The organism is Companilactobacillus farciminis KCTC 3681 = DSM 20184 (genome assembly GCF_002706745.1).
Classification (GTDB): domain Bacteria; phylum Bacillota; class Bacilli; order Lactobacillales; family Lactobacillaceae; genus Companilactobacillus; species Companilactobacillus farciminis.
Genome location: NZ_CP017702.1, coordinates 1,740,066 through 1,753,263 on the forward strand (window position 1 = coordinate 1,740,066; position 13,198 = coordinate 1,753,263).

Below are 13,198 nucleotides of genomic sequence, written 5' to 3' on the forward strand. Positions count from 1 at the left end.
CAAATAAGCTCAAGACAATCACTTTAGATTATCTTGAGCTTATTTACTTTTTATAAATCCCCTTATCCTTAATATACCAAGCCACGTCATCAGGAACGTAATACTTCAACGACTTACCTTCTCGAACTCGTTGTCTTATCACAGTTGAACTGATTTCAATCACTGGTGTATTGACCCACATGATTGGATATTGGGATTTTTTTTCGTAGCCTTTACGACAGACTCCGACAAAGTGGACTTCCTTAACTAATTCATCAATGTGCGACCATTTGGACAAATTCTCAACAATGTCATAACCGACGATTAAATAGTACTCAGTATTAGGATTGCGCTCTTTTAGCCGTTTGATTGTTTCATAAGTATAACTAACCCCACCTAGGTCAATATCAGTCATATCGAGTTGAAAATTGGGATTATCTCTAATGCCATATTTGATCATATTGATACGGTCATCGACGCTGACTTTAGGAATGTAGCGACTAACTCCGCGATGTGGTGGCACCTTACTAGGAATAAATAAAATTTTATCCAAATTTAACTGTTCAAAAACTTGTTGAGCAATCATCAGATGTCCATTGTGAATTGGATTGAATGAACCACTGAGAATGCCGACATGTTTCTTTTTAAAATTAAAATCTAATTGCGGTTGGACTTTGGTTCTAGTTAAAACTGCTCCAGCTGTATTCATATTTCTCGCCTGCTTTAACAAATTATCTTTTGTTATATATTATACCAACTGTACAAAAAAATCTCCCACAACCAAATTTAGCTCTTTTTGAACTTGAATCGGTGGTAACATGCCGTCCTCCATAGCAAAGCAAATTTGGCTGGAATGCACTCTGCCTTGTCAAGTTGACATTTCAATAGAGTTAAAATTATAAAACATATTTAAATGGCTTTATTCCGGTATTCCGCTGGAGTAAAGCCATTTATTTTGTCTGATCTATCTTGATTGTTAAAGTAATCTATTCCTTCTTTAACTAGATTCTTCAACTCTTCCAGCGTAGCTGGTGTAGGATGAAGATCCATCCAACGTAATTTAAAATCGTTCCACCAGCGTTCCATTGGTGAATTATCATAAGGAGTCCCTGGTCTGGACATACTTCTAGAAACTTTATGTTGTGCTAGTAATTTATTAAAACTGTTAGCTACATAAGCTGACCCTCGGTCCGTATGGACCATAGGGTGCACGTCTCCTTCATTTTTAAATACTTCTTCAAACATGGTCATTTCAGCTTCTGCCGTCTCAGTGGGTGTTATTATGTATCCCAATAGAAAACGTCCATAAAGATCCAATATTCCACTTAGTCGTACTTTGTATCTTTTATTTGGTCCATATTCTATTTGTGTTGAATCTGTTAGCCAAACTTCATTTGGCTTAGTAACTTTAAAATTTTGATCTAAGATATTATCTTGAATATATTTTTCTTCTTTTTCTTTTCTATTTATCTTTTTCTTCCGTACTTTACAAACAAGATTCAATTCATTCATTACTCTTCTTACTCGTTTTAATGATAATTTAAATCCTAGTTTATTTTCGTGTATAAGATGAGTAAGTATTTTACCTGCTCCAACACTTCCATTGTGTTCTTCATATATTCTCTTAACATGTTTTTTTAGAGTTCTGTCTTGTTTTTCCCAGACAGTTTCTTTACGATTAATGCTTTTGTGATAGGCTTGTCGACTGACACCTATGTACTCTAATAGGATAGTTTCCCATCCATGATGGCTTTGACATACTTCCTTTATCGCTTGGTAAGCATGCCTATGCTGTTTGTTCACTCCCCACGCTGGATTTCTTCGAATTTTTTTTCAAAAGCCTCTATAGCGTTACGTTTATTTAATTCAGCCTTTAATTGTCTATTTTCTAGTTTTAATTTATCAACTTCTGTTAAACTCTTTTCTTTGACGTAACCTCTGCGTCCTCGCTTATCAGCGAGGGCAGAGTATCCTTGTTTCTTCACGATTAATACCCAATTGCGTACTTGTTGATAGGAAACTTGAAAATGTTCCGAAGCTTCAGAGTATGAATGTTTTTGAAGAGTTACGTATTCAACTACTTCAATTCTTTCTTCAAGAGTGGTTTTCTTCGACATTGTAACGACCTTCTTTCTAACAGGCGTAGCCTTGATTAGATTCTTGTCATTATTATACTGTATTATCCAATATCTCAATTGTTTAGAAGAACGTAGTTTAAACTTTATAGATACTTCTTTAAGAGTCCCTTCGCCATTAAGATAAGCACTGACAGCTTGAATCTTAGTCTCATAACTATATTTCTTGGGAACTTGAGGGATTAATCCCTTTTCACCGTATGCTTGAAATAAGGTAAGCCAACCTCTAGCAGTAATAGGATTAACTCCGATTGATCTGCAATATTCTGTAAATATTATTTCTGACTTTACTTTCAAATAGTCTTTAATTATTTTTATCTTGAACTCTGATTCGTACTTCTTCATAAAAAAATCCCTTCTGATTTTCATCTGAAATTATTCCATTTCATATGTCAACCACAAAGGGAGTATAGCAGAACAATGTGGGCACGACTTGGAGCCTTTGCTAAGCCCAAGACCGGGCAAAGTCTTCAAGCTCGACCTTATTCTAAGCAATAAATTGCTAAGAATAATTTCACATTTGAGCCAATTTGCTTTGCTATTCCGGACTAGATTAATAATTATCTTTTTAATTTCAACAAACAAAAACACTTACTTAGATAAGAGTTAGTCAACTTTATCTAAGTAAGTGTTATTTTTGATAATCATTGAGCGATTTTTCTAAACGATTCAATCCGTCTTGAATCATACTTTGGGGACTAGCAATATTCATCCGAATGAAGTGTTGACCGTCGCCTCGATAAACAGAACCAGGATTGATGATCAAGCCACTGTCATCTTTGATAAATTGAGCTAATTTATCAGCATCATCAGTGATTTCTGAAATATCGAACCACAGCAAGTAAGTTGCTTGACCTGGTACCCATTTGAGTTGTGGAATCTTTTCTTCAATGAAATCTAAGACTAATTGACGGTTCTTCAAAAGTTGTTCTTTCAAAGCCTTCAACCATGGACCACCTTTTGTATAAGCGGCAATTGTTCCGGGAATAGCTACGAAATTTGGTTCAGCTAATTCTTCACTATTTAAACCACGACTCACTTGCGCACGAAGGTTTTCATTAGGAACAATAATCGTTGCTGCATGCATAGCAGCTACGTTGAAAGTCTTACTTGGAGATACTGCTACAACAACATTGTCGAGATACTTACTATCTAAACCAAAGATAGGATTATAACCATTTTCGTTGAAGGTAATGTCACCGTGAATTTCATCACTGAATAGTTTAACGTCATATTTCAAACATAAACTAGCGATTTTTTCCAATTCGGATTTTGTCCAAATTTTGCCAACTGGATTGTGAGGATTACAAAGGATCATCATGTTAGTTAGTGGATCACTCAATTTAGTTTCTAAATCTGTGAAATCAATTGAATAAGAACGAGTTTTGCCATCGTAAACCAAATCATTAGAAACTACGTGACGACCGCTGTTGACGATAGAATTATAGAAAATATTATAGACAGGTGCTTGAACTAGGACGTTATCGCCTAACGAAGTTAAACGTCTAACCGCTGAAGAAATGGCTGGAACAACTCCGGTTGCAAAAATCATCCAGTTTTCTTGTGGACGAGTGTGATGTTCTTTTTCGTACCAATCAGCTACAGCTTTGAAATACTCTGGTGGAATCTCTTCATAGCCAAACAAGCCCATTGAGATTTTTTCTTGCAAAGCTTCAACGATTTCTGGAGCAGTTGGAAAATCCATATCAGCAATCGTCATTGGTAGATCACCGTTTGGAACATCCCACTTAGCCGAATTTCCAGCCCGAGTTTTATTTAGAGTTTCAAAATCATATGCCATCAAAACACCTCATTATTTGATTTCTTCAGCGACTTCAATTTTAGTCTTGTCAGGATCAATTTGTGGGTCATCAAAAATCACTTTATCAACTGATTTTACTCTGATTGAACCACTGATTGGATTCTTGATACTCATAACATTAGTCGTAATGTCAGCATCAATATTTGAGCAGTATTCAAAAGCCAAATCAGTCCGCAAAACTTTACAGTTGATCATTTTTAGACCATCGATGTAACAAAGTCCCTGATCACTTTCGATTGTACAATTAATCAAAGTTAAATTCTTGGTATTCCAAGCTAAATATTCGCCACTGATTTTGGAATCATAAATTGTTACGTTCTCGCAATTCCAAAAGGCATCCTTTGAAACAAAAGTTGAGTTGTGAACTTCAATATTCTTAGCGCCATCGAAAACATAATTTCCAACGACATTTAAATTCTCAGCATAAATATTTGAACTGTCTTTACCGAAGTAATTTCCGTTAACTTGGACGTCTTTTAACTTGATATCGTCACAAGTCCACATCGTTTCTTCAGCGTCAGCAAAATGAACGTTATTCAAACGAATATTAGAAGCTCTTCTGAATAATTTTGGTGCTTGTAAAGCTGAGTCGTTAATTTCAATATCGTGCGTATACCAAATTCCAGAACGGGACATGGTTTCAAAAATACTATTATTTACAACGACGTGGTTAACGTACCAAAGTGGATACTTCCATTTAAAAACTACGTCGTCTAGATTGATATTACTAGCTTCTTTTAATGGTGATTCACCTTGTCCAAAAGTAGTATCAACAATTTTAGCATCATTGATTTTGAACAGTGGACGTTCACCGTCAAAGTAACCTTCATTAATTTCTGTTGTCATTTATTTTATCTCTCTTTTATTTTTCTTCATTATTATTTTGTAATTCATACAATTCAGCGTAATGTCCACCAAGTTTCAAAAGTTCTTGATGAGTTCCTCGTTCAATGATGCGACCTTTATTCAAAACTAAAATAAGGTCAGCATCTTGGACGGTGGATAAACGGTGGGCAATCGCAATAGTTGTTCGGTCATCTCGCATTTTGTGCAAGCCATTAGTAATACTTTGTTCAGTTTGAGGGTCAATATTAGCTGTAGCTTCGTCGAGAATCAAAACTTTGGGATTTCTAACAATAGTTCTAGCAAAGGAAATCAATTGTCTTTGTCCAGTTGAAAAACTAGCTCCTCTCTCACTAACTTTGGCATGATATTTACCAGGAAGTTGTTGGATAAAGTTATCAGCATCAACGAATTTACCTGCTTGTTCAACTTGTTGGTCGGTGATCGAGTCGTCAAACATCCGAATATTCTTGGCAATGTCACCGTAGAACAAGTATGGTTCTTGAATAACTAAACCGAGTTTTTTACGTAATTCTTTAGTTGAATAGTCACGGATATCATAGTCATCGATTAAAATCTGGCCTTCTCCAAACTCGTAAAATCTCAATAACAAATTGATAATGGAACTCTTGCCACTACCGGTGTGACCAACAAAGGCTACTGTTTGACCAGGTTGAACGGTAAAGGAAATATCCTTCAAAACAGGTTTGCCCGGTTCATAGCTGAAAGTCACATGGCGAAATTCGATTTTTCCTTGGGTAATTTCTTCAGTGCTATTTTCGAGCTGTTTAGGAGCAGTCGTTTGATTATCGAACAATTTCATAATTCTAAAACCGGCTACTAAACCATCTTGGAAAAATGACATGTAGTTCATCACATCAGACAGTGGATTAAAGAAGTTTTGTTGGTAAGACAAGAAGGCATAGATTACACCTGCTTGCACTAGAAAATGCATACTATCCCAACCAAAGCCACTCAAGGACACGACTTCAGCTAAGATGAACATCAAACTGATGGTCGGATACAATAAGAAAGCATTAACGTTGATCATCTTGTTGCGCATTCCAAAATAGGCATTGTTTCGATCTTCGAATTCAGCCGTCATTCGCTTTTGTTGACCAAATTGTTGGATAATACTGATACCCATCAGTGATTCATTCAGTTTGGTATTGATTTGACTCAAGAATTCACGCAAATTTTGATAAATTTTAAAACTCAATTTCTGATAGAGCCAGACTAAGAAGTACAACACGATCACAAACAACGCTGTCAACAAGGCCAAAGTTTTGTTAACTGACATCATTGCTATAAAGGCCGAAACCATGGCGAAAAATGCCACAATGATCATCAAAAACAAAGTCCAAAAGTTATACAACGTCTTCGTATCATTAGTAACTCTTGAAACGATTGACCCTGCCGGTGTGACGTCAAAGTAATTTAACCCTAAGGTATGCAATTTATGAAATAATCTGCTCCGGATTTTTTCTAGCGTTCGTTCGGCACCCATCGCAAAGGCAAACTCCTCAATGAATTGAACGATTGCTTTGATAATTGTGCCAAGAGCATACAAAATGGCAAATGAAATTATCAAGCGCACGCCAGTACTTTGGTCAGTCAAATAATGATCCATGTAAAATTGCAACATTCTTGGCAACAACACGTTGACGACACTCAATAAAATGGCAAATACGATAGCAATGCCAAATTGCTTTTTGAACAACCAGGCAAATTTAAATAATCGTTTCAAAACTTGTCGTTGGTCTTTTCTAGTCAATGAGTGAATCTCTTCAAGTGTCTTCTCATTTTCATTTTTCATCATTCAACCTCCCCTCAAGTTGTTCGTTTCGAGCTTGCAAATTATAGGTATCAGCGTACCAACCAGCCTGGTGCAACAATTCTTGATGAGTACCTTTTTCAACGATTGTTCCATCTTCAACAACGATAATCTCATCGGCATCTTCGACTGAACTCAAACGACTGGCCGCAATAATGGTCGTCCCCTGTTGTCGATTTTTAGCAATACGCGATTCAATGTGTCGTTCAGTTTTAGAATCAACCGCTGAAAGTGAATCATCCAAAATCAATAATTTAGGGTTACTCAAAATAGCTCGAGCAATGGCTAAACGTTGTTTTTGACCACCAGAAAGTGAAACTCCGAGTTCACCAACTTGAGTGTCATAGCCTTCCGGCATTTGCTTAATATCATTATCCAAATCAGCGACAAAACTAGCCTGTTCAACTTCTTCTTGAGTAGCATCAATATTAGCAAATCGAACGTTATCTCTAACATCCGTCGAGAATAAAAAGTTTGTCTGAGGCACGTATCCGATCGTATCCAAATAACTATTTAGATCATATTTTCGGATATCGATTTTACCGACATCGATTGAGCCTTGATAATGGTCAAAGTCTCGCATCAACAAACTAATAATGGTCGACTTACCACCACCAGTTGGTCCAACGATTCCTAAGGTTTGACCTGGCTTTAGTTTGAAGTCAACATCATGCAAAGCTGTTTTGGGGTCATCTGGATAAGAAAAACTTTCAACTCGAAAATCCAACAACCCACTTGGAACAGTCGTGAAACTATCTTTAGTTTTTACCACTGAAGATTTCTCATTCAATAAATCACTGATCCGGTCGTAACTGGCTGATCCTCTTTCCAATAAATTGAATAAACTACCGACAGCGTACATTGGCCACATCAATTCAGCCATATAAGTAATGAATGAAACGAGTTGACCAATCGTGATTCTCTGTTGCAATACAGCTAATCCACCAAAGATAATCGTCAACGTGTAAGAAATCCCCATTATTAAAGTCGTCAAAGGATCAAACATCGCATCCAAACGATAAGAACGTTTATTAGCTTTGATATTTTTATCAACATAGCAGTCGAAATCTTTTTCATCTTCAGTCTCTTGACCTAATGCTTTTAAAACTTTAATCCCGACAACACTCTCTTGGGTCTTATTGTTGATACTAGAAAAAGCCGCTTGTGAATCACGAAAGGCAACGTGAATCTTATTTCCAAGCACATTAGCCATCACCGCCAACAACAATAGTGGCAAAACAGCCATTAAAGTCATCTTCCAGTTAACAAACATCCCCATCGCTAAAATCATCGAGATACCCGTAATCAAGGAGTCAGCTAAAGTCAAAATTCCCGGTCCTGCAACATCTCTGACAGCATCGATATCATTAGTAGCATGAGCCATTAAATCACCAGTTCGCCACCTCTGATAAAAAGTCTTATCCATCTTCATAAAGTGTTTGAAAAGTCGACTTCTCAAATCACGTTCCAAAACATAAGAACTGCCATAAATCATCTTCTGCCACAAAAAGCGCAATAAATATTGCACGATAGCGACGACAAAAAGTGTCACCATATTTATGACCAAAAATCTCACAGTCATATTCTTATTGCTGACAGAATCAACTACGTTACCAATAATTCGTGGCGGTATTACATTACAAATTGCCACTAATATCAAGGCCACCACACCAATTAAATATTGTTTCCATTGGTGTTTAAAAAACCAACTTAAACGAGAAAAAATCCCCATATATTTCACCCACCTGTTACTTCAAAAATGACCTCGAAAATAACTCTACACCCTAAAGTCGACTTTAACTCAAGCATTAATTCGAGATTATTTTTAGAAAAACGTTTTCTATACAAAAAGAACAACCCTTCGGATTAATCCTAAGAATTGTTCTTTCTATGATTAAATTCAATTTTATATTATTACAACAATTATAATAAATCAACGTTCTTAACATCATGAATCGTCTTAGTACCAGCCAATTGCATAGTAATGGAAAGTTCCTTATTTAAGTGTTCAATGACATCTGTGACACCTTGAGCACCACCAAGATTCAATCCATAAATGATTGGGCGACCAACGGCAACTAAATCAGCACCACTAGCCAAGGCCTTGAAGACATGTTCTCCACGACGAACGCCACTATCGAAGACGATTGGAACACGTTTGTCGACAACTTGTGCAATTGAAGGCAATACATCAAATGAAGCAGGACCCCCATCTAGTTGACGACCACCGTGATTTGATACCCAAATACCATCAGCTCCAAATTCGATTGCAAGCTCTGCATCATCTGGTGATTGAATACCTTTAACAAAGACTGGCAAACCGGACATATCTTTGATCTTTTGAATATCTGAAGGTACGATACCTTGTTTAGCGGCGGCATAAATTTCAGAGATTCCCTTACCTTCACCATCGCCGTCAGAAAAGGCAGCTAAGTTTGGCATTGGTAGTGGGAATTGGAACTTGTTGATGACATCTGCTTCACGATAGCCACCAAGCGTTGAATCAACTGTCAAAATGATAGCTTTAACACCAGCTTTGACAGCTTTCTTGATCAAAAATTCATTAAATTTGTCATCTTTACTCATATAAAGTTGGAAGAATTGTGGAGCATCAGGAGCAGCAGCGGCACCGTCCTCGATTGCAGTACTACCATAAGTACTCATTGAGAAAATCGAACCGGCAGCAGCAACACCTTTAGCAGTATCAACTTCACCTTTAGCATGAGCCAAACCGTGAGCAGCTGAAGGAGCTTCAATGATTGGTGTCTTCAAATCAATGTCCCAAAGTTTAGTACTCAAATCGGCATGATCGATTCCTTGTAAAACACGAGGCATGATTCTCTTCTTGTTGAAAGCCTCAGTATTTTGTTTCATTGTCCACTCGTCTTCAGAACCACCGCGAATATAACCAAAAGCACCTTTTTCATTACTCATATGGTCCTTAACACGTTGTTCCAAACTTGCAATATTGACGATATCAATATGCTTTTCTTCTGTACTTGCTTCATACTTTGCCATAAAAATCCCCATCCTTTTGATGTTACTTTTTATTTAACAGGTACATTCTAGTCCATATCGACATATTTTGCTGTGCTTTTTTCTCCAAAAAAGATATTTTTATTAATTTGTCTCTTTTTGACCACCACTAATAATTTTGTTGAAAAGCGTTGGCCCAATCAAACACGTTATAATAGCTGCCAAAGTGATTGCTCCAGCTTGAGCGGTATTGATCAATTTTAAATTTTGACCGACTTGTAAAATTGGCAAGACCAAAGTAATCGTAGTCGAAGTCAAAATCGTTGCTGCGGCCGAATACCTCTTGCCAAACTTCTTTCGAAAAGCTACGTAAACAATCATCTTAGACAAAATGAAAGCGACGAAGAAAACCGGAATCAAAACTAAAGCTTGCTTGTTAGTCAACAAAGTTCTTAAGTTCAAATTAACACCGGTAGTAATGAAGAAAACCGGAATAAAGAAACCATACCCCATCGAGCTCAATTTTTCTTCAGTATCTGACTTAGGTTTGAGCAATTTCATAACTGCCCCAGCCAAAAAAGCTCCTAAGATATTTTCAGCACCAATTTGTTCAGCAAATGTGACTAAGATAAAAATCAAAAAGAAGGCCAAACGAATATCTAATTGCGTCGTACTCTTATCAATACCCTCGAAGAAAACATAAATCCGGTTGAATCTCCGCAATAAAATAATGGCAATGATAAAGATAACTGGCAATCCTAAAACGGATAAATAATTCTGCTGTTTCATAGCTGAATAGACTGTCAAAGCTAGTAAGGGAATAAATTCTCCCAAAGCACTAGTCAACAGAATCGTCTGTCCATAATTAGTCTGCAACAGTCCAACTTCTTTCAAGAGTGAAATAATAACTCCTAAAGCAATCGTACTGAATAAAATAACCGCCAAGATAAATTCACTAAAAATACCCGTCGCATACAATATTGCACTCAAAATTAACGACATGATCAGAATTGAAACAAAGCCCCAAATCGAGGTCCCTAGTGGTGAAAAAGTATCTTTACCCTTCTTAGGCTCCAACAGTGAGAAGTCAATTTCCATCCCACCTAAAAAGATCAACATAATAACACCCAAACTAGAAATGTAGCGTAAACTGGCATCAGGTTGAACAATATTCAAACCAGTTTTTCCGATAATTATTCCCATAATAATTTCCGAAATAGCCGTCGGCATTCGGGTCAAATGAAATTTTGCGGTAATTAAAGGTGTTGCCAAAGCCGCAAATAATACGATTAATAGTGCAAATCTCTCCATAATTTATATCCTCTATATCCTCTGGTAATATCAACACCTGATGATATAATAATTTTTTCAAAATATAAAATAAAACGAATTTTGAGACCTATTACAAATTTGGTTTATTTTATATTTTAATTAGTGGTAATATTCCGTCCTCCATAGCAAAGAAAATTTGACTGGAACGTAGTGGGCACGATTTTGAGCTTTTGCATAAACCAAGTGCGCAAAATCTCAAAACTCGACCTTATTCTAAGCAACAAGTTGCTAAGAATAAATTCACTACTGAGCCAATTTTCTTTGCCATTCCGGACTAATTCAGTGGTTCTATTTCTAATATCAAAAAATAAATAGCATCTATATTTTAGAATAGCCCAATTTTTTGAGGACCATCCTTAATATAGATGCCATTTTTGATGTCAAATTAATCTGATTGCTAAAAATTAACCATTATTCTTCAGTATTTAGTTTCTGAGGCTCACCAACAATCAAGTGATCCAAAATTGAGATCAACAAGAAAACAAAGGCGACAACGCAAACTCCGGACCAACCGAATTTTCCCCAAGCCCAAGTAGCTGACAAGGTTCCGATTGAACCACCTAAGAAATAACTGAACATGAAGACTGAATTGTTACGGCTACTTTGCTTACGATTGATTGACTGAACGATTGCTTGATTAGAAACTTGACTGAATTGCGTTCCCAAATCTAACAAAACGATTCCGACAATTAAGCCAATAATCCAGAAACCAACTAACCAAAAAATCACAAAAGCTAGACCAGAGAAAATCATACTCAAGCCGATTGTAAGCTTAGGTGACTTTTGATCTACTAAATCTCCGACCCAAGGTGCTACTAAAACTCCGGCAATTCCAAGCAATCCTAATAATCCGGCGACATTACTTCCTAAATGATACTGGTCTGCTAGATAGAAAGCTAAGGTTGACCACAAAACGTTGGACATTCCAAACATACAAAAACCGTTGATAGAAGATCCACGTAATTCTTTTTGACTGATGAATAATTTTGGCAACATTTTGATAACTGACAAATAATTTAAATCTTGATGACCACGTTGATCCTTTGGCATAAAGCGGTGCACGATAACCAAAAAGATTAAATCAATTACCGCCGCAACTAAATAAATATCTTGCCAAGGCATGATGCTTCCCAATAATCCACTGAATGAACGTGACAATAAAATACCTGTCAACAGTCCACTCAAAACAATTCCCAAAACTTTTCCTCGTTGCAAAGCTGGCGCTAAATAACCTGCATAAGGAATGATAATTTGCGGTGCAACTGACGTGATACCAATTAAAGTCGTGGCAATCGCAAATACCGCGGCATTTGGTGCTAAAAAGGCTATTATTAATGAAACAATTGACAAAATCATCATGAATTGAATCAGATGATATCGATCAAAAATGTCTCCTAATGGGACTATCAACAATAAACCAAAAGCATAGCCTAATTGCGTCACCATCGCTAATATCCCAACAACTGCTTTTGATACTCCAAAATCAGTTGCTATCAAGTTTTCAATTGGCTGAATAAAATTTAAATTAGCAACAATGACACCTGTTACTACGGCCATCAATAAAATGGTCTTTCTTGACATAGTTTTTTCCACAGTTAATTTTCCCCCTCATTTAACTGTTCAATCGATTCCTTTGCCCAATCTAAAGCTGCCTTCATCTTCATTTGTTCTAATTCGATGACCCATCTGGCATTCTTCAAATCAGTTTTAGAAATCTTCGTACTTTCTAATTCTCGTGCTTGTTGAGTCAATAAATGCTGGCTCTTTAATAAATAAGTCTGATAATCATGCAGAATCTGTTCTTTCAATTTTAAGTCTACTTGATGAAAATTACGGAATTTTACGCTATAAGTAAAATCTAAATTGGGATTCAATGGAACTTTTTGTGCCATTAATTCATAAAAACGTTTTTTGCCTGCTTCAGTGATCGTTGCAACTTTAATAAAGCGATTATTCTCTGACTTCACCTCAGAAATCGTAATATAACCAGCTTCATTCAAGCGATTGAACAACGGATAAATCATCCCAAAACTGATTTTTCTCTGCCGTCCAACGATCTGCTGTAAAATACTTTGCATCAAATAACCACTCATTGATTCGTCCATTAATTGACCTAAAACGAATAAATCATACATAATCTCACCTCTATATCAGTCTGATATAAGCACAACTTTTTTAATATATATCAGACTGATAGTTGTGTCAAATACAAAAAAACTCTTATCCCTCCCTAAATGAGAGAAAAAATAAAACGTACAAAATATCCAAATAAATTGA

The 13,198-nt window shown here is 36.4% G+C and carries 11 protein-coding genes; all 11 read right to left on the minus strand.

Features of this window, described 5'->3' with window-relative positions; genetic code table 11:
• Window positions 1-43: 43 nt before the first annotated feature.
• The gene (locus LF20184_RS08485; RefSeq protein WP_010020250.1) at window positions 44-688 is read right to left on the minus strand and encodes a nicotinate-nucleotide adenylyltransferase; all 645 of its coding nucleotides are present in this window, start codon (window positions 686-688) and stop codon (window positions 44-46) included.
• A gap of 200 nt (window positions 689-888) precedes the next feature.
• The gene (locus LF20184_RS08490) at window positions 889-1,782 is read right to left on the minus strand and encodes an IS3 family transposase (RefSeq protein ID WP_099240391.1); all 894 of its coding nucleotides are present in this window, start codon (window positions 1,780-1,782) and stop codon (window positions 889-891) included.
• On the minus strand, window positions 1,779-2,483 hold the full coding sequence (locus tag LF20184_RS08495) for a helix-turn-helix domain-containing protein (protein ID WP_099240395.1): 705 nt from the start codon (window positions 2,481-2,483) through the stop codon (window positions 1,779-1,781). The genes LF20184_RS08490 and LF20184_RS08495 overlap by 4 nt, the downstream gene beginning before the upstream one ends.
• Window positions 2,484-2,745: 262 nt before the next feature.
• Window positions 2,746-3,915 carry a MalY/PatB family protein gene (locus LF20184_RS08505; RefSeq protein WP_056945240.1) on the minus strand — a complete coding sequence of 390 codons (1,170 nt, stop codon included), beginning with the start codon at window positions 3,913-3,915 and terminating at the stop codon, window positions 2,746-2,748.
• A 12-nt stretch (window positions 3,916-3,927) separates the two neighbouring features.
• A complete protein-coding gene (locus LF20184_RS08510) occupies window positions 3,928-4,782 on the minus strand; it encodes a DUF3737 family protein (protein WP_010020253.1) in 855 nt (284 codons plus the stop codon).
• A gap of 16 nt (window positions 4,783-4,798) precedes the next feature.
• Window positions 4,799-6,595: an ABC transporter ATP-binding protein gene (locus LF20184_RS08515; RefSeq protein ID WP_010020254.1), complete on the minus strand. Its 1,797-nt coding sequence runs from the start codon at window positions 6,593-6,595 to the stop codon at window positions 4,799-4,801.
• Window positions 6,585-8,345 carry an ABC transporter ATP-binding protein gene (locus LF20184_RS08520; RefSeq protein ID WP_010020255.1) on the minus strand — a complete coding sequence of 587 codons (1,761 nt, stop codon included), beginning with the start codon at window positions 8,343-8,345 and terminating at the stop codon, window positions 6,585-6,587. Before LF20184_RS08520 ends, LF20184_RS08515 begins: the two co-directional genes overlap by 11 nt.
• Window positions 8,346-8,536: 191 nt before the next feature.
• Window positions 8,537-9,631, minus strand: coding sequence for a lactate oxidase (locus LF20184_RS08525; protein ID WP_010020257.1), 1,095 nt, complete (start codon window positions 9,629-9,631; stop codon window positions 8,537-8,539).
• 102 nt (window positions 9,632-9,733) lie between these two features.
• Entirely contained in the window at window positions 9,734-10,900 is a 1,167-nt protein-coding gene (locus LF20184_RS08530) for a cation:proton antiporter (protein ID WP_010020259.1), read from the minus strand.
• A 432-nt stretch (window positions 10,901-11,332) separates the two neighbouring features.
• Window positions 11,333-12,502 (minus strand): MFS transporter, encoded by a 1,170-nt coding sequence (locus LF20184_RS08535; RefSeq protein WP_035182219.1) that lies wholly within the window; start codon window positions 12,500-12,502, stop codon window positions 11,333-11,335.
• Between the two features lie 14 nt (window positions 12,503-12,516).
• Window positions 12,517-13,056 (minus strand): PadR family transcriptional regulator, encoded by a 540-nt coding sequence (locus LF20184_RS08540; RefSeq protein ID WP_010020261.1) that lies wholly within the window; start codon window positions 13,054-13,056, stop codon window positions 12,517-12,519.
• Between the last annotated feature and the right edge of the window lie 142 nt (window positions 13,057-13,198).